Source organism: Halobacterium sp. MBLA0001 (assembly GCF_049705385.1).
Lineage (GTDB): Archaea > Halobacteriota > Halobacteria > Halobacteriales > Halobacteriaceae > Halobacterium > Halobacterium salinarum.
Window position 1 is genome coordinate 1,392,391 of record NZ_JBNAMQ010000007.1, and the last position, 16,684, is coordinate 1,409,074.

A 16,684-nucleotide genomic window follows, 5' to 3' on the forward strand; every position below is an offset into this window, starting at 1 on the left:
CGTTCCAGCCCTGTAGGAACAGCCGCGCGGTACTTTACCGGCCACCCGCAAACACGCGGTATGTCAGAGCGCACAGCCAGCCAGCCGAACACCGACAGATCACGGCGCCGTCTGCGCGTCGTGCTCGACGTGGCGCTCTCCGATGCGGCCGCATGCCCCCTCGAAGAGATCGACGGCGAGGTCACTGCCGTCCGCCACCAGTACACTGGCGACGACTGCCACGCCGACGTCACTGTCGCGCCGGCGTGCCCGGACGCCGACCGATCCGACGTGATGCACGTCGCAACCCAGACCACCGAGAGCTGCCTGTGTTGCGTGTTCAGCGACCACGGCTGTGTCCCCCAGATCACGGCCGTCGCCGCCGACACCATCACCGTCGAAACGTATCTCGCCGACCGCACGACGCTCACGGACCTCGTGGCGGATCTCAAGGCGGTCGCGAACACCGTCTCGCTGACCCACCTGACGCGGCTCGCCGCCGACGACCAGTCGGGCGACTCACACACGCATGTGACCCTCGATCTCTTCAAGCTCACCGACAAACAGCGCGAGGCCGCGGCGGCGGCGGTCGCCAAAGGCTACTACGCCACGCCGCGGGGTGCCGACCTGTCGGATCTCGCGACGGCGCTTGGCATCTCCAAGTCGGCGGTTTCACAGCGACTGAGCGCCGTCGAGTCCAAGCTCGCCACGAGCGCGTTCACCGAAGCCCAACAGTCAGCCGGCTCCGCGCCGTGACGCCGCCCCGACTGCCACAGATAAAGGCCGCAATTATTTAGCACCACCACCATGCCCGCCGGAACGCTACGGCTAGCTGTATGGCCCCCAACACGCCGGACGCACACGAGCCGATTCCGGACTGGGAGGAAACGGCCGACTCGATGCTCGCGGACTGTGGCTACGACGCACAACTCGGCAAGGAGATGGCCGCGGACGCGATCCGCGTCGCCAACGGCGACCTCTCCGAGGCCACGTTCCACGAGCGCTACCACGACAGAGTGACCGCGGAGTTCGGGTGCGACGACCGCCCCACGGAACCGGAGGACTTCGATGAGTGACACCGACCTCAACGCCACCCGGCGAGACGTCCTCAAGTCGGGCGCGGTCGCCGCAGTCGGGCTGAGCGGCGGCGGCGGTCTGCTGTCGACGCTCCAGGAGGCCGACGACTCCGACACGGCTGGGGACGCCGTCACGAGCTTCCTCGGCGAGGATCAGGTCGTCAAAACCGCCTGCTCGCCGAACTGCCGGGGGAAATGCCCGCTCGACGTCTTCGTCCGGGACGGCCAAATCAAGAAGGTCGAACAGCAAGTGCCGGCGGCGAAAACGTTCAAACGCGGCTGCACACTGGGGATGACCCATCTCCAGCGGGTCTACAACGCCGACCGCCTGAAATACCCGATGAAGCGAACGAGCTGGTCCCCGGACGACCCACAGCCCGATCAGCGCGGGGCGGACGCGCAGTTCGAGCGCATCGCCTGGGACGACGCACTGGACCTGGTTGCCGACGAAATCCAACGCGCGAAACGCGAGTACGGGCCACGGAGTCTGCTCTGGCACTCCGGCTCCGGCGACGGCGGGATCACCGGCTACCGGCGACTCAAGGAGCTAGTCGGCGGCCTCCAAGACGACTTCACGTACGGCATCGACACCAACGTCGGCCAGGGATTCAACCGCGTCACCGGCGAGGGCGGCGTGTTCATGCCGCCGACGAACACGGCCGACGACTGGGTGAACGCCGAGACCATCATCATTTGGGGGTCCGACATCTTCGCCAGCCAGTTCCAGATGGACGCCGAGTGGATCCTGGACGCCAAGCGCAACGGCGCAAAGCTGGTGGTCGTCGACCCCGTCTACACCAACACCGCGGAGAAAGCCGACCTGTGGCTCCCCATCAAACCCGGGAAGGATACGCATCTCGCGCTGGCGATGATGCAGTACATCTTCGAGCACGACCACTACGACGAGGCGTTCTTGCGGTCGCGGACGAACGCCCCCGCCTTGGTCCGTGCCGACGACGGCACGCTGCTCGACCCGGCCAGCGTCACCGCGACACCTCCCGAGGACGGGATCGTCGTCTTCAACACCGAAACCGGCTCCCCGGAGGTCGTCCCGGCTGAAACGAACGGCCCGTTCGCGCTGTTCGGCGAGTGGACGATCGACGGCACGACCGTTCATACCGGGCTCACGGCGCTCCGTGAGCAGGCGTCGTCGTACCCACCACAAGCCGTCGCTGACACCGCGGGCCTGGCCGCCGCCGACATCGAAACCGCCGCCGACTGGCTCGCCACCCGTGGCCCCGGCGGAATCATGCCGAGCTACGGGGTCGGCCGGTACCTCTACGGCCACGTCTTCGGGCAGACGTACGCGACGCTGCTCGCGCTCACTGGTGACTACGGTCGGCACGGCAACATCCACGCCCAACACCCCTCCTACGACGGATCGTACCTCGAAACCGGCGACTGGAACGACCCCGACGGCGCGGCCGGCGTGGACACCTACGGCTACAACCGTGTGCTCGACCTGCTGGCGAACGGCGACCCGGTCCAGACGAAGTTCATGTACGGCATGAACTCGAACATGCTCGGGAACCAGTTCCCCGAGCGGGACCGGTGGCTGGACGCGATGTCGAACTTGGACACCGTCGTCTGGGCGGACATCTATCACACGCCGACCACGCAGCAAGCGGACATCATCCTCCCAGCAGCACACTGGTTCGAGACCGAAGACCTCCTCACGACGTACACGCACCCGAACCTCAGCTACCGGACGAAAGCCCACGACCCCCTGTGGGAGGCCCGCGACGACTACTACATCATGGCGGGGCTCGCACAGCGGCTGGGCCACGGCGACAAGTTCCCCGACGACAAACACGACGTCCTCGACCGCTTCGTGCAGAACGACGACCGGCTCTCCTGGGACGCGTTGCGCGAGACCGGCACTGTCGCCACCGACGAAACGCCGACGGTCGCGTACACCGACGAGTTCGGCACGGAATCGGGACGCATCACAGTCTACGACGACGACGCACCCGTCGAGGAGGGGCCGGCGCTCCCCGACGACGGCGTCTCGCTTGAAGTCCCGAAACCACTGGAAGCCCGGACGGCCGACGACTGGGCGCACGCCGACGAGTACCCGCTGTTGTTCATGCAGAAACACTCCAAGTGGCGCATCCACTCACAGTGGGCGAACGTGCCGTGGCTCCGGGAGATCAACACGGAGCCCCAACTCGACATCCACCCCAAGGACGCCACACGCCGCGGGATCGACGACGGCGAGTACGTCCGCGTACACAACGACCGGGGGAGCGTGGTCGTCCGCGCCAAGTACAACGACGGCATCCAACCCGGGTTGGTCAACACAGACCAGGGATGGTGGGCGCGCGACTTCGTCGACGGGCACCTCCAGGACCTGATCTCGGCGGAAACGGCGAAAGTCGGGCGCACGTTCGCGTTCTACGACTGCCGCGTCGAGGTGACGCGGGCCGCCGACGAGCACCAATCGAACGAGTACACACAACACAACCCCCGCGGTTCGTCCGGGACCGCCACCGACGGTGATTCGTCATGACCAACTACGGCCTCGTCATCGATCAGGAACGATGTATCGGCTGCCAGTCGTGTTCGCTCACGTGCAAACAGGAGAACAACGTCCCGATGGGGCAGTTCTGGAACCGCGTGCTCACGCAGGGCGGCGACCACGTCGACACCCCGTCGGGCGACTACCCCGAGGGCGGTGACGGTGGCACCCTCGAAATGACCTACCAGCCGACGGCGTGCCAACACTGCGAGAACGCGCCCTGTGTGAAGGTCTGCCCGGTGAACGCCACGTACACCCGGGACGACGGCATCGTGGAGATCGATTACGACAAATGCATGGGGTGTCGGTACTGCATGGCGGCCTGCCCGTACAACGCCCGCGTGTTCAACTGGGACGAGCCCGAGCATCGCCCCGAAGACGGCACGGGGGACGTGGCCGAACGACCGCAGGGCGTCGTCGAGAAATGCACGTTCTGCAGCCACCGCGTCGAGGACGGCCTCGATCCCGCCTGCGTCGTGAACTGTCCGGCGGACGCCCGCATCTTCGGTGACCTGGACGACGACGACAGCACCGTCTCGAAGTACATCGCGGAGTACGACACCCACCAACTCCTGGACGAGAAGGGAACGGACCCGAGCACGTACTACATCAACGGCGAGATGTCGCCCGGACGCCCCTGGAAGAGCAAGAAGCTCGAAAGCGAACTCGACGACGACGAGGCAGCGAAAGCGGCGCGACGGCGCAGCGGCAGCGTCGAAAACGGATACGACGTTACCCCACACGTGCCGGCGGAGACCGCGGGAGGTGACGACTGATGGCGGACACCGACACGACCGCACGCCGCCCCGTACTGTCGTCGTTCGGGACACTCGGGCGCGGCTGGCTCGGCGTGCTCGCGCTCCTCCTGGTGATCGGCCTCGGCGCGTGGGCGTACCAACTCCAGCACGGCCTCATCGAAACCGGGATGCGCAACGTGTTCTCGTGGGGACTGTATATCATGCTGTTCGTGCTGTTCGTGGGGCTGTCGGCCGGCGGGCTGATCCTGTCCAGTGCGCCGAAGTTCTTCCACTCCCAGCGCTACGAGGGGTTCGCTCGGCTGGGCGTGCTCGTGAGCCTGGGCTGCATCATCGTCGCGGGGCTGTTGATCCTGCCGGATATCGGGCGTCCGGACCGCATCTACCAGTTCGTCACCTCCCCGGACTTCCGGTCGCCGATGGTCTGGGACTTCGGCATCGTGATGCTGTACGGCGCACTCAACGTCTGGTACCTGTGGCTGTTGACGCGCCGCGATCTCGCCGCCCGGGGGTCGCGGCTGTCGCTGTGGGTGTCCGACTCGGCCGCCGGCCGCGACCGCGACCGCACGCTCATGTTCTGGACCGCGGTCTGTGCGCTGCCCGCGGCAGTCGCGTTGCACTCCGTGACCGGCTGGATTTTCGCCACACAGGTCGGCCGCGGCGACTGGTTTAGCCCGCTCGTCGCGCCCGTGTTCATCGCGAAAGCGCTGGTCTCGGGGCTTGGACTACTGCTCGTGGTGTCGATCCTCGCGGACCGATTCACGGCGTTCACCGCCGACCGCGGGGAGCTCACCAGCCTGGGCAAACTGCTGGGGATCTTCTTGGCGTTCCACGTGGTGTACCTGCTCGCCGCCGAGCGCCTCCCGCACGCGTGGGCGCACCACTTCGGGTTCTGGGCGATCACCAGCAACTTCCTCATCGGGGACACCGTCTACTTCTGGCTGTGGACCGGTCTCGGCGGCGCAGTGCCACTGCTGTTGTTGGCCACGCCGTCGCTTCGCAGGCGCACGTCGGTCATCTTCACCGCGAGCGTGCTGGCGGTGTTCGGCACGCTCTTCGAGGGGATCCGGCTGGTGTTCACCGGCTACCAGCGCGTGAACATCAACGCCGCCCCGGGGATCGCAACCGGCGGCGAGTACGCCGGCCTCACGACCGACGCCTGGGCGACCGCCGGCACGTACACGCCGACCGCGGTCGAGATCGCGGTCACAGTCGGCGTGATCTCGATCGGCGCGCTGATCGTGATGGCCGGTCTCCGCTATCTCCCCCTGCAGCGCGCGGCACCCGATGCGGCGTACGCCACTGACGGCGGTGATCGAACACAATGACACCAGCCACCCGGAACAACGACAGCGCGGTCGCGGTCGCCGACGCGTTCGATGACACGGGCGACGGTCCGCCGACCGCAGCCCGCTTCGCGGCGCTTGCGGCCTGCTGGCGACAGCCCGATGACGACCTGCAGGCGGCGCTCGCCGCCGAGACCGACACGACAGTCGACGCACAGTCGCTTCGGGCCGAGTACACGCGACTGTTCGTCGGGCCCGGACCGTCCCAATCACCGCCGTACGAAAGCGTCTACCGTGACGGCGAACGCGACGCGGACCTCGGCCCGGTGTACGGGCCGTCGACGCAGGCGGTCGCCCGCTGGTACAGCGAGTACGGCCTCCAGCCCGCTGCCTCGGAGTCAGCACCGCCGGACCACCTCGCAACCGAACTCGAGTTCGCGGCCTACCTGCGCGAGCACGAGGGCGCCGAAACACTCGAACAGTTCCTCACCGAGCACCCACGGAACTGGGTCGAGTCGTTCGCCCGGCGCGTCCGGGACGCCGACCCGAAGCCGTTCTACCGAACTCTCCTCAACGTGACCGTGGACACGCTGGCCCGTGCTGACACGCCCCCGTGACTCCCCGCTGGGGCCCGGATCTCCGGCAAGCAGAAGGGTCATAATGACCGACCGAAATCGTGAGACATCAGTATGCCTGACACCCAGCTAGCATCACTCCTTCAAACAGCAGCGATGCGAGAGGCAGCGAGCGCCGTCCTCGAAGAAAGCGACGCCCGAACCGGGGACATCCAGTGGGACGACGTCAGCGACGCCGTCTCCAGCAGTCAGTGGGGGCGACTGATCTCCGCGGGCGTGCTCACGAGCACCGACACGGGGTTCGTGGTTGCGGACCCCGACGAACTGGCGGCCGAGCTGGCGGCACACACTGACGCCGAGTCGACCGAACACACCGACGCGCCGGCGATCGAATCCGCGTCCTGGACGATCTACGACAAGGCGGCAGCCGTCGGCGCGATCGGGCTGTTCGCGGGATACTGGAACAGCTCCATCCAGACCACGATCGCATCGGTCGACAACCAGCTCCTGGCCCCGGTGATGAACCTGTTGCCGTTCCACATCGTCGTGTTGGTGTTGGCTGTCACCACCGGCGTCTACTCCACGTACCTCCAGTCCCGGCTCATGGACCACGAGACGCTCCAGGCGTACAAAGACCGGATGGCGGCCCTGAAAGAACGCCGGGAGGCAGCCAAAGAGCGCGGTGACGACGAAGCACTCGAACGCATCCAAAGCGAGCAGATGGACGCCGCTGGCGATCAGCTCGGGCTGTTCAAGCTGCAGTTCCGGCCGATGGTGTGGATCATGCTGTTGACGATCCCGGTGTTCCTGTGGCTCCGCTGGGAGGTCCGTGGCGGACACCTCGGCGCGAGCGAGCACGGAATGGTGGTCCCGCTCGCCGGACACGTTGCCTGGCAGCACGCACTGCTCGGACCGATGGCGACGTGGATCGTATGGTATTTCGTGTGCTCGATGGCGTCACGCCAGTTCCTCCAGAAGACGTTCAACATCCAGGCCTCGACGTAGCGAGCGCGGCTCTAGCGGTCGTCGTCGGGTAGCGTTGCGGCCAGTCGATCGGTCACCGTCGGGTCGATGATGCTCGCCAACTCCATTGCCTCGGATTCGTGGGTCTCCAAGTCGAGCACGCTTCGGAAGAACCACGACAGCGTCACGTAGGATTCGTGGAGCTCCGTGGCGCGCTCACGACCCGCATCAGTGAGGCGTGCACCCTTATACGGCGTGTAGGTGACGAGCCCGTTCTCGTCGAGTTGCTTGAGCATCTCCGTCACCGACGGTGCGGCCTTCTCTAGGCGGTCGGCAAGCTGTCCCGTCGGCACGGGGCTGTCGTCGCGATGGGATTCGATGTAGATCGCCAGCAGGTACTGGTCCGCGCCACTCATTGGTCGGTCCACCGGGAGCCGGGTGTGGATGATTGGGTCTGTGCCACTCGTATGTGAACGTTGGGCTGCAGCGGGATAAGACTGCTACCGCGTCGGTGCGCGCGCGACCGTGGTTTGACTGCATCACTCGCCGCTGGACGGTGTGAACCGCTCCTCGTGCAGTCGAGTGTGTACATAGCACATATCATTCTGAGAGTGGATTTCGGGGTCGTGGTGCCGGGTTCGACCGGTGCTCCGACAGCCGCTCAGGTGGTGGTTATCAACGAGTGCGAATCTAGCAGGCAAAACACTTCCGGATTCTAGGCTAGCCTACATTTCTGGGGTGCGTACAGACCACACCTCACAACGGGCCACGTGCGTTCACGCCTCGGCGTTTGGAAGTTGCTGCTCGAACAGTCGCTCGCCAGTGTCCTCGCAAGTCACAGCAAGCACCTCGTGAGAGCTACAACACGATTCGACGACCTCCGAACCGAGTTCAACGTCACCGCCCGTCGTTGGACACGTCTCGATGAACATCCGCAGTCCGTTCAGCACCGTGCCCCGATCTTCCGCATCGACACCACTCCACTCTGGGGCCCACGACCGGAGCGTCTGACTCGCTGCAACGTCCGCGATCAGCGCTGCCCGGGACGGCCACTGTCCGATCCACCCGGACTCGGATTCGAGGATCTGTGTCTCTCCGTCCTCAATTCGCTCGAACTCTTCGCCTGCCTCGGTGTCCATTCCGAACGACTCTGCAACCAGCTCACCGGTGAGATCCGCGTCCATCAGTCGCTCAGCCGCGGTCATCCAGGCGTCTTCGAACTCAGCAGTCACACAGAGATCATCCGCGTCCGCACACGGCTCCAGGACGTCATGCGCCACAAAGAACTCCTCTAGGTCTCCTGTTGACGGATCAACCTCGGCTGCGGATGCATTGGATACACCACTCGGCCCACGATCCGTCGGCGACACATCCTCCGCCGGTGACCGTGCGTCCGCTTTTGACGCTGGCTGCGCCGACGCACCGCTTCCCTGGAAGCCGGTGCTGACTGCTGGGTCCGGTTCCTTCCCGAACCAGCGAAGTACTGCCGGCGGCAAGTACCGCTTTGTCAGCGTTGGTGTGCCGGGCAGTAGGTAGCCACGGAGATAGATCAGTCCAACCGAGATCCCCACCGCGATCACACCACCGAGTCGTGATTTGCGCGCGATGGCGGAGCCGAGTATCGCTGCAATGATGAGATTCAACACCGTACACGGTGTGCACCGGTTTTCCCCTGTATACTCCGGCTGACGGAACCTCTCAAACGGCGGCTGTTTCATACATGTATAACGAAATAAAGTCAAATATATTCTTTGATTGTTTGAAAGAGATCGTATTAATGGAACGCAACCCACACCACACAGTCGGATGACTTGACCGAGTATACTGAAAGAGACTCTAGCAACAGATATCCCATCTAGTTATTTTTACTAAGATAAGTTACTAACAAATTTTATATACCTGCAAAGACAATGATAGCTTGGAAATGAGCGGAAACGATCCAAATCGGCGGAAAATGCTGAAGGGAATGGCGGCGCTGGGATCAATCGGGATTGGATCCAGACTAAACGTTTCGGTCGCCGCCGCAGAGGGGGAAGAAAGCGATCCGGTCACTGTGTTGAGTGGCTCTGAAGAGAGCGATGCAGCGCGTAGCATCGCACAGTCAACCGCGTTTACGCAGCTCCGCCAAAAGGCCGTGGACCTCGGCTACTCATTCGCCTGGAGTGATACTACCCTCACCGTGGCTGTTACTGAGACAGAAGGCTTCAAACGCGAAGTTGCCTCGTATGAGCTTCAGGACGCGGCAGAAAACAGTCGTGCGGGGATCATTCTCGGACGCCATCCCGAATCCCAGGAGATCGCCATTGCACAGCTCGACGTCGAGTATTACCACGACGATGGCACATTCAAAAAGCTTGAGCAATACGACCTGCTGGGCGACGATTCATCGGGGACCGACCTAGCCATTGCGACTGACCGTTCCGGCGAAATCGATGGCTCGTTCACGAAGACAACCGAGGAACCGAGCAAACAGGCTGTCGAGGCGTTGATCGATGACCTCAGCCACGTACAGGATGCAGAAGATCCGAGCGCGCAACTCGATCTGCCATCCCCAGATGACCTCCCGGACCTTCCGGATGAGCTAAACTTCAGTGGATGCGATGGCTGCTATTTCGCCACACAAGTCATCTGCAAAAAGCTCTGTGGAGCGTTTGGTAAGGTGGTCTGCGGGGTCCTCGGGATAAGTGTTGCCGGAGGCATTGCATGTGTTACGATCGTCGAAGCCATTTGTAAAGTCGCCGAGGCTACAACCGATGGGTGCGGTAACGACATCAGTGCGACAATCTGTAAGTCCTCTGGGCTTGATGTGTGTGAGCCCGATAAGCCAGGTGAAATAATTGAAGTACCGCTCCCGAATATATAACGTAAATAATGGGAGACGTTACTATTGGATTCGGACTAGGCAGCGTTTCCACGCGGACAGCCGCTGCTACCGTCGCTGTCGGCTCATCGCTGCTGACGCTAGTGGGCTACATCGCCCTCGGTCGGAACCCGATCGCGGCCCTCTCTGAGGCCACATTGAGTGGGATCGTTGTTGGCGTCGCCTACTACATCGGTCTGTCAGTCCGGTCCGGGGCGAACTGAACCGTCCCATCCCGGGAAACAACCGTTACCGTAACTTAGCGACGCTGGCTGGTAGATCGGATCCAATCACTACGCCGCTGGCACCACCACCATCAAGTGACAGGTACAGCAGCCAGTTATCGCGGCTTAGCCATTTGATTGCACTCAATCCTGCACGCTTACCGGTGGTTGAATCCACCTAATACGCTCAAACCCTCGAATCCAGTACAGGCCGTGCTTTTCGTATATCACTCTCAGATTTACGACTGTCTTCATTCCAATACCAGGATTCGTGTGTTCCAAGCAGCTCGCTTCCGCAGACAGACGCCACACACCGGATTTGGTGATCGTCGGTTCACGGTTTCGCACGGATCACAGTGGAAACTACGCGATGAGGAACTTACGATGCGCAGATGTTGGACGTGAACACCGGTTGGCGGAACATAGCCACCGCTTGGCAATCGTTGTCTTGCTGTTGCAGGGGTGTACAACAGCTCTACAAGACTGCGTGATCCGCGTGTTCCCCACTCAAAGGGATAGAACTAAAGAACGCCGTGGTGAGACTGTCCGGGAAATTCTCTGGCTAACTCCGACAGTGTTCTGCGTTGACCTGAGTAACGTCGTCAAACGGAAGATCTTGATACGCTGTGTTGATTCCCCACGTGAGCGCCACGGTAAGCTCCACCCGTACTATGAGGAACATCGGCAAGATGATCAACCAGCTGTGTGCGTAACGCGATCACTCCGGCCACCGACCAGTGAAACAGCGTGATACATTGGTCCACCGTGGGCGATACCAAAAGTTAACGCGATTATACATATGTTTCGGCCGATGTAACTGTGGCCACGAGCCGCGGACTCCACAGGGTATCCAGACAGTAGTACGGTACTCACTGACCCACCGCCTGCCGAGCTTGGGCAAACACATTCTGAGCCGAGCTGTGGCGGCCTTGCTGGTCGGCGCAAAGCGGTGCGCCACCGGCTCTTCGATACCTGCGTTCAGATGCCATCGGATCGTCAATACTCTGTGGCGAAGCCTTCGGCACCGGGAATTGGTCCAACATTGCATCACGAGGAACTCACGATTTGAACATCGCTGATGTTACGCCGGGCTCCGTTCGGATAGAACGTGGTGTCCCCTTCAGGTTGGCTGTTTTGTGGGCTGGTCTGAGGGCGCCACGTATACGGCTGCGCTAGACCACGCAGCTATCGACGGTCGCCTACTGAGTGTGCCGGGGTCGCCACTGTGCCGGCGTCAGTGAATCGATCGCCGAGTGCCAGTTTTCGGCTGTGTACGAGTTCAAGACCGCCCACTCGATACACGGTTATACACCGGCGTGCAACCTCCCCTCATCCGGTGGCGTCTTTATCTTTTTGTGTGGTACTCCACGTTCCAGTGGAAATCCTCTTCTATGGAATCAAATCAAAAGAAATCCTCCTGTCTAGACCTTCTTTGGCGATCTGAACCAGGCCCGGAGAACCGATAAAAACACTTATCTCTGTATGAGGAACATTGAAGTGAGCCGTGGCTGTTGGCCCTGTATGGGAGACACTGATCGCGCCGTCGTGAAGACGTACGTACCAGCGGACCAGAAAGCCACGTGGCGGGATCACGCCGAGCGATTAGATATGACGCAAAGCGAGTTCCTCCGAACGATGGTGCAGGCCGGACGACGGGGGTTCCTGGACGACAGTCCAGACGGTGGTTCTAGCGACGCAACCCCTAGGGGTGATGCCCTCGAAGACCGGGTTCAATCGATGGTCGACGAAGGGGATGCCGTGTCCTGGGATGAGTTAGTCACTCAACTGGCGGGGGACTTCGAGGACCGGATCGACACCGCGGTGCAGTCCCTCGCAGACGATGGTGTGATACGGTTCGACCCGCGACGCGGTGGCTACGTTTCCCAGGCTGATGAGTGAGCCGCGTGATTCCTTGGCGAGGGAGACCGATGCTGATGCGCGTGACGATCCTATCGGCTACTTCCTCGAGGACATGCAGTATCACGGCAAAGCAAAGCGAACCCGGGACGCGTACGCACGCGTCCTCCGGTCGTTCGAAGCGTTCCTTTCGAACGCCGGCGCGCAGCCGGTCGACGCCGGCCGCCGGGATTGCTTGACCTGGGTGCATCACCTCCGCGAGCAGTACGCCGAAAGCACGGTCGCGACGTACGCGTCGTACGTGAACCGGTTCTACAGTTACATGCAGCAGGTCGGCGTCGTTGACGGGAATCCGATGGCGTTGGTCAGCCAGGAGATGGACGAGGCCATCGACACGAACCCCACTCGGAGAGACATCTCGGTTGCGGCGATGCGGGAGTTCATCGCGGACATCACCCACCCGTTGGAGCGCGCCGTGATCGTTGGACTGCTGAAAACCGGGCTTCGAGTCGGCGAGCTCTGCAACCTCGACCTCCGGGACGTCAACCTGGACGCGCCGGCTGTCTCCTCCGCCTACGAGGTGGGGACACGCGGCCAGCTCGGCAGCCACCCCGACACGCTGTACGTTGATCCGGCGATGAGCCGTGGCGAAACGGTCAACGGCGAGCAGCGCTCGGCGTCGAACAAGCGCAAGCGTGCCACGCTCGTCCCCCTTGACCGGGAGTTGAAAACCGAACTCGTCCGGTGGTTGGCGATTCGACCGGACACCACATCGCCTGCCGACCCGGTGTTCGTGAGCACGCAGGACGCATGGGGCAAGCGTCTGACGCCGGAGATGGTCCGAGGGATGGTGCGGCGACACGCCGAACCCCGCGGGTGGTATCACAAAGGTGGGGACGCCGCCGAGAACGTAACGCCACATTACTTCCGGCATTTCTTCACGACGCACCTTCGGAACCGGACTGGTGATCGCGGCGTCGTGAAATACCTCCGCGGCGACGTGGCCGACGACATCATCGACACGTACACGCACAACTGGGGGGATCGAGTACGGGAGGTGTACCTCAACCACATCTATTCGCTGACTTCCTCCCACGGAAGAGCTTGATAAACCGCATTCAACGATAGAGAGACGTTGGAGGTCGGCGTTGTGGCCACAACAGGCTTAATCGGCTATTGATGCGTCTTTTTGCCCGATCCAGTGAATGGACCCCCACTCAGACGGCTCTCCAAACGCCCACTCTCAGATCCGACGTCACGTGTGTATCCGCCATCAGATCGTGGAGGAACCCAGATGACGACAGACGTGTCGTACTCCCTGTTGTGGAGGTCCGTTCCCACCGTACTGTGGCGGATCACCGGTTTCGGATTCTCGCCCGAAGAGCGCGGTCCGCCGCGGTTAGTAACTCCAGAGCCGAGTGATCCGTGACGCGATTTCGGGCGCTTGCTCGCGGAGCGTTGATGGGTCGGTTTCACCGTCGACGTTGATCACGTGTGCTTCGCCACGGGAGCCCGGGTACACGTCCTGGAAGTCGTACACCGCGCCGACGACCGAGACGGCGTCGTCGACGCGGTCGCTTTCCAGAAGGAACTGGACCTGCTGGTCGACGTTGTATTCGACGAGTCGGTTGATCGCTGCGGACTCTGAGAGGTCCGCCGGGAGCAGATCCACTCCAGCCGCCAGTCGCGTGCGGATGGGAGTCAGCGAGTGCGCGATCCCCGGCGGCTCCGCCCCAGTGTCGCCGGTGAGATCCCGGTACGCTGCTGTGACCGCGCCACAGCCGGTGTGACCCACCACGACGGCTGTCTCCGTTCCAGTGTGCTCGATGGGGTAGAGCACGTCGCCGGAGACGACGTCTCCGTCGGGGGTTCGTTGGATCACTCGGTTGCCGATGTTCGCGCAAGTGAAGATACTACCTGGGTCCGTGTTCCCCCACAGTTCGTCCTGAAGCACCCGTGAGTCGGCACAGCAGACAGTGACTGCGTCGGGGTGTTGTGCGTTCTGGACGTCGTCGAACCGGGACTGGAATTTGGCGGCATGGCGCTGGTTGCCCGCCAGCATGTCGACGATCACGTTGTCCATGCACACACCGACGGGGTGCCCCATGATATATGCCGGGGCCAAGCAGCCCGTCGCCTCCAACGGTGGCTGCCGTGGGTGGGTCAGGCGGCGCCGTCGACGACGCCGCGGGCGAGGAGGTACTCGACGCGAACCGTGTTGTCCGCGAACCACTCATCCAGCGTGGCAAGCGCGTCTTCGCGGAGGGCGCTCCGCGCACCGGGGTCGTCGAGCGCGCGCAGCGCCGGTGAGAGCGGGCCGGCCTCCTCGGCGAAGTTCCGCCAGAAGTGCTCGGGGGAGACGTACCGGAAGCGCGCGATGCGGCGCTCGAAGGTGAGCTCGCAGGCGTCACCCAGGTGGTCGCGGACGAACTCCGGGTTCCCCCACCGGAGGTGCGCCCAGGGGTCGTGGTCGTCGTGTCCGACGTAGTCATCGAGCACGTCGGTGAGCGCCCCCACCAGGCCGTCGGGGGACCACGCGGTGAACGCGACGCGGCCGCCGGGCTGGGCGACGCGCAGCATCTCGCGGCCGGCCTCGGCTGCGGCCGGGGAGAACACGTGGCCGAAACTGGAGAGCACGACGTCGAAGGCGTCGTCGGGGAACGGGAGCGTGCTTGCGTCCCCGGCGACCCAGGAGATGTCGTTGTAATCCGTGAGCTGTGTGGTGTCCCGGGCGAGTTCGAGCATCGACCGCGTGACGTCAAGCCCGGTGACGGTTGCGCCGGCGCGGCGGGCGGTGAGGGCGGCGTTCCCGGTGCCACAGCCGACGTCCAGGACCGTGTTCCCGGGGTCGACGCCGCAGGCGCTCACGAGGCGTGCGATCGCGGGCAGCAGGTTCGGGGCCAGTGAGGGGTACCGGCCCGCCGACCACGTGTACGTCGCGCGTTCGGTCCCGGTGTCGGGAGCGGTGTTCATCAGCGTGAGAAGGGCGTGCGTGCTCAAGAATACCACGGAAGGCGAGGATGTGGTGGGAGCCGTGGCGGCGCCCTGCCGTGGTCGTGGGGACACGTGCCAGGCAACGTTTATCAGCGGTCGGGGGCCAGTCGGGTGTATGCGTTTCCGAGCAGCGGTCGCGTCGCGTCTCGGCGTCGACACGCGATCGTTGGCCGCGTTCCGTGTCGGACTCGCGGTGGTCGTGCTGGTTGATCTGGCGTTGCGGCTGCAGTCGTTGACGGCGTTCTACACCGACAGTGGCGTGCTCCCGCGGGCGGTCATGCGCGCACAGTATCCGGTCGTCAGCCGCGCGTCCTTGCATATGCTTTCGGGGGCGGCGTGGGCACAGGCGGCGCTGTTCGCGGTGACGGCGGTGGCCGCGGTCGCGTTGCTCGTTGGGTATCGGAGCACAGCCGCGACGTTCGCAACGGGAGTGCTCGTGGTGTCGATGCACGCCCGAAACCCGCTGGTGTTGAACGGCGGTGATCTCGTCCTGCAGATGCTGTTCGTGTGGGCGCTCGGGCTCCCCCTGGGGGAGCGCTGGAGCGTGGACGCCGTGGATCGGGGGGCGTGGCGGGACCGCGTCGTCTCGGTGGCGACCGTGGGGGTGCTGTGCCAGCCCGTGATCGTCTACACGTCGAACGCCGTGTTGAAGCTTCGCGGGGACGCGTGGGTGTCCGGGACGGCCGTACGGACGGTGTTCAGTCTGGAGATGTTCGTCGTCGGGCTCGGCCACGTGCTGTCGGAAACCCCGCGGTTGTTGGTGGCGTTCGACCGAGTGTGGCTGGTGTTGCTCGCGGGGTCGGTGTGTCTGATCGTGTTGACCGGGTGGTGGCGGGCGGCGGCGGCGGCGGCGTTCGCGGGGATGCACCTGGGGATGGCGGCGACGATGCAGCTGGGCGTGTTCCCGCTCGTCGCAGTCGTCGGACTGGTGCCGTTCGTTCCCGGTTGTGTCTGGGAGGCGGCGGCTGCAGCCCGCCCACAGCGCACCGTGCATCCCGTTCGGTGGATTGCCGACCGGCGTGAGAGGGTGCCGTCAGTTCCAGTGCCGTCACTGCCTCGATCCGTTCGAGCGCGCGCTCGAACCGCCGTAACGGGCGTGTTCGTGGTGTTGCTGGTCGGACAGGCGGCGTACACGGTCGTCTCAGTCGGGGGTGTGGAAACGCCGGTCAGCGTCGGGCCACTCGACGCCGGGGACGCGCCACCACCGCGGTGGTACATGTTCGCCCCGGAGCCAGTCAGCATCGATCACTGGGTGAAAGCGCCGGCCGCCACGCCCGGTGGCGGGCGCGTTGGGGCGTTCGCTGGCGGCGCGTTCTCCTGGGGGAAGCCCCCCGACGTGTCAGCCCAGTATCCGAGCGCGCGGTGGCGCAAGTACGTCGTGAACGTTGTCAACAGCGACAGTCACGCGGTCCGGGCGGGGTTGGTGGCCTATCTGTGTCGGCGGTCGGCTGCCGGAACGCCGCACCGGAGGGTGACGAACGTGACCGTCTATGACGTCCGGCAGCCGACGCGGCTCGGCGGGTCGGAGCCGACACACCGGCGTCGAATCGGGGCAGCGGACTGCCCCGTGAACGCTGCCGAACGGGTGTAGCAAGCG

At 63.8% G+C, this 16,684-nt stretch carries 15 protein-coding genes; 11 read left to right on the forward strand and 4 right to left on the reverse strand.

Annotation, left to right across the window (positions count from 1 at the left end; genetic code table 11):
• Nucleotides 1-60: 60 nt before the first annotated feature.
• The 7 genes from dmsR to ACOZ32_RS08500 all read left to right on the forward strand — a co-directional run bounded on the left by dmsR (nucleotide 61) and on the right by ACOZ32_RS08500 (nucleotide 7,194).
• Nucleotides 61-735 (forward strand): dimethyl sulfoxide reductase transcriptional activator DmsR, encoded by a 675-nt coding sequence (gene dmsR, locus ACOZ32_RS08470; protein WP_205252564.1) that lies wholly within the window; start codon nucleotides 61-63, stop codon nucleotides 733-735.
• An 80-nt stretch (nucleotides 736-815) separates the two neighbouring features.
• Entirely contained in the window at nucleotides 816-1,055 is a 240-nt protein-coding gene (locus ACOZ32_RS08475; RefSeq protein ID WP_010902579.1) for a 4Fe-4S ferredoxin N-terminal domain-containing protein, read from the forward strand.
• Entirely contained in the window at nucleotides 1,048-3,564 is a 2,517-nt protein-coding gene (locus ACOZ32_RS08480) for a molybdopterin-dependent oxidoreductase (protein WP_235168072.1), read from the forward strand. Before ACOZ32_RS08475 ends, ACOZ32_RS08480 begins: the two co-directional genes overlap by 8 nt.
• A complete protein-coding gene (gene dsrO, locus ACOZ32_RS08485; protein ID WP_010902581.1) occupies nucleotides 3,561-4,349 on the forward strand; it encodes a sulfate reduction electron transfer complex DsrMKJOP subunit DsrO in 789 nt (262 codons plus the stop codon). The genes ACOZ32_RS08480 and dsrO overlap by 4 nt, the downstream gene beginning before the upstream one ends.
• On the forward strand, nucleotides 4,349-5,656 hold the full coding sequence (nrfD, locus tag ACOZ32_RS08490; protein ID WP_424335131.1) for an NrfD/PsrC family molybdoenzyme membrane anchor subunit: 1,308 nt from the start codon (nucleotides 4,349-4,351) through the stop codon (nucleotides 5,654-5,656). Before dsrO ends, nrfD begins: the two co-directional genes overlap by 1 nt.
• A complete protein-coding gene (locus tag ACOZ32_RS08495) occupies nucleotides 5,653-6,231 on the forward strand; it encodes a TorD/DmsD family molecular chaperone (protein ID WP_285271655.1) in 579 nt (192 codons plus the stop codon). Before nrfD ends, ACOZ32_RS08495 begins: the two co-directional genes overlap by 4 nt.
• 72 nt (nucleotides 6,232-6,303) lie before the next feature.
• Complete coding sequence (locus ACOZ32_RS08500; protein ID WP_010902584.1) at nucleotides 6,304-7,194, forward strand: DUF106 domain-containing protein; 891 nt, start codon at nucleotides 6,304-6,306, stop codon at nucleotides 7,192-7,194.
• 11 nt (nucleotides 7,195-7,205) lie between these two features.
• Here ACOZ32_RS08500 and ACOZ32_RS08505 read toward each other — a convergent pair whose 3' ends face one another.
• Together ACOZ32_RS08505 and ACOZ32_RS08510 are read right to left on the reverse strand one after the other, a co-directional pair.
• Nucleotides 7,206-7,568, reverse strand: a complete 363-nt coding sequence (locus ACOZ32_RS08505; RefSeq protein WP_010902585.1) for a metal-dependent transcriptional regulator — start codon at nucleotides 7,566-7,568, stop codon at nucleotides 7,206-7,208.
• A gap of 360 nt (nucleotides 7,569-7,928) precedes the next feature.
• Complete coding sequence (locus ACOZ32_RS08510) at nucleotides 7,929-8,870, reverse strand: hypothetical protein (RefSeq protein ID WP_350338676.1); 942 nt, start codon at nucleotides 8,868-8,870, stop codon at nucleotides 7,929-7,931.
• 206 nt (nucleotides 8,871-9,076) lie between these two features.
• Between ACOZ32_RS08510 and ACOZ32_RS08515 the strand changes: the two genes are divergently transcribed.
• From ACOZ32_RS08515 to ACOZ32_RS08525, 3 genes are all read left to right on the forward strand, one after another.
• Nucleotides 9,077-10,015 (forward strand): halocin C8-like domain-containing protein, encoded by a 939-nt coding sequence (locus ACOZ32_RS08515; RefSeq protein WP_285271664.1) that lies wholly within the window; start codon nucleotides 9,077-9,079, stop codon nucleotides 10,013-10,015.
• A 1,742-nt stretch (nucleotides 10,016-11,757) separates the two neighbouring features.
• Nucleotides 11,758-12,135 carry a DUF5805 domain-containing protein gene (locus tag ACOZ32_RS08520; protein WP_424335132.1) on the forward strand — a complete coding sequence of 126 codons (378 nt, stop codon included), beginning with the start codon at nucleotides 11,758-11,760 and terminating at the stop codon, nucleotides 12,133-12,135.
• On the forward strand, nucleotides 12,128-13,201 hold the full coding sequence (locus ACOZ32_RS08525; protein ID WP_424335133.1) for a tyrosine-type recombinase/integrase: 1,074 nt from the start codon (nucleotides 12,128-12,130) through the stop codon (nucleotides 13,199-13,201). The genes ACOZ32_RS08520 and ACOZ32_RS08525 overlap by 8 nt, the downstream gene beginning before the upstream one ends.
• 291 nt (nucleotides 13,202-13,492) lie before the next feature.
• Here the strand turns inward: ACOZ32_RS08525 and ACOZ32_RS08530 are convergent, their stop codons facing one another.
• Nucleotides 13,493-14,176 carry a carbonic anhydrase gene (locus tag ACOZ32_RS08530; protein WP_424335134.1) on the reverse strand — a complete coding sequence of 228 codons (684 nt, stop codon included), beginning with the start codon at nucleotides 14,174-14,176 and terminating at the stop codon, nucleotides 13,493-13,495.
• 80 nt (nucleotides 14,177-14,256) lie between these two features.
• The gene (locus tag ACOZ32_RS08535; RefSeq protein ID WP_010902591.1) at nucleotides 14,257-15,066 is read right to left on the reverse strand and encodes a class I SAM-dependent methyltransferase; all 810 of its coding nucleotides are present in this window, start codon (nucleotides 15,064-15,066) and stop codon (nucleotides 14,257-14,259) included.
• Between the two features lie 136 nt (nucleotides 15,067-15,202).
• Here ACOZ32_RS08535 and ACOZ32_RS08540 point away from each other — a divergent pair, with 136 nt between their 5' ends.
• Entirely contained in the window at nucleotides 15,203-16,678 is a 1,476-nt protein-coding gene (locus tag ACOZ32_RS08540) for an HTTM domain-containing protein (RefSeq protein ID WP_424335135.1), read from the forward strand.
• The last annotated feature ends 6 nt before the right edge of the window (nucleotides 16,679-16,684 follow it).

Excerpts from the sequence above, each read along its gene's own strand:
- dmsR (WP_205252564.1), top strand. The coding sequence starts at position 61 with ATGTCAGAGCGCACAGCCAGCCAGCCGAACACCGACAGATCACGGCGC.
- ACOZ32_RS08475 (WP_010902579.1), top strand. The coding sequence starts at position 816 with ATGGCCCCCAACACGCCGGACGCACACGAGCCGATTCCGGACTGGGAG.
- ACOZ32_RS08480 (WP_235168072.1), top strand. The coding sequence starts at position 1,048 with ATGAGTGACACCGACCTCAACGCCACCCGGCGAGACGTCCTCAAGTCG.
- dsrO (WP_010902581.1), top strand. The coding sequence starts at position 3,561 with ATGACCAACTACGGCCTCGTCATCGATCAGGAACGATGTATCGGCTGC.
- nrfD (WP_424335131.1), top strand. The coding sequence starts at position 4,349 with ATGGCGGACACCGACACGACCGCACGCCGCCCCGTACTGTCGTCGTTC.
- ACOZ32_RS08495 (WP_285271655.1), top strand. The coding sequence starts at position 5,653 with ATGACACCAGCCACCCGGAACAACGACAGCGCGGTCGCGGTCGCCGAC.
- ACOZ32_RS08500 (WP_010902584.1), top strand. The coding sequence starts at position 6,304 with ATGCCTGACACCCAGCTAGCATCACTCCTTCAAACAGCAGCGATGCGA.
- ACOZ32_RS08505 (WP_010902585.1), bottom strand. The coding sequence starts at position 7,568 with ATGAGTGGCGCGGACCAGTACCTGCTGGCGATCTACATCGAATCCCAT.
- ACOZ32_RS08510 (WP_350338676.1), bottom strand. The coding sequence starts at position 8,870 with ATGAAACAGCCGCCGTTTGAGAGGTTCCGTCAGCCGGAGTATACAGGG.
- ACOZ32_RS08515 (WP_285271664.1), top strand. The coding sequence starts at position 9,077 with ATGAGCGGAAACGATCCAAATCGGCGGAAAATGCTGAAGGGAATGGCG.
- ACOZ32_RS08520 (WP_424335132.1), top strand. The coding sequence starts at position 11,758 with ATGGGAGACACTGATCGCGCCGTCGTGAAGACGTACGTACCAGCGGAC.
- ACOZ32_RS08525 (WP_424335133.1), top strand. The coding sequence starts at position 12,128 with ATGAGTGAGCCGCGTGATTCCTTGGCGAGGGAGACCGATGCTGATGCG.
- ACOZ32_RS08530 (WP_424335134.1), bottom strand. The coding sequence starts at position 14,176 with ATGGACAACGTGATCGTCGACATGCTGGCGGGCAACCAGCGCCATGCC.
- ACOZ32_RS08535 (WP_010902591.1), bottom strand. The coding sequence starts at position 15,066 with ATGAACACCGCTCCCGACACCGGGACCGAACGCGCGACGTACACGTGG.
- ACOZ32_RS08540 (WP_424335135.1), top strand. The coding sequence starts at position 15,203 with ATGCGTTTCCGAGCAGCGGTCGCGTCGCGTCTCGGCGTCGACACGCGA.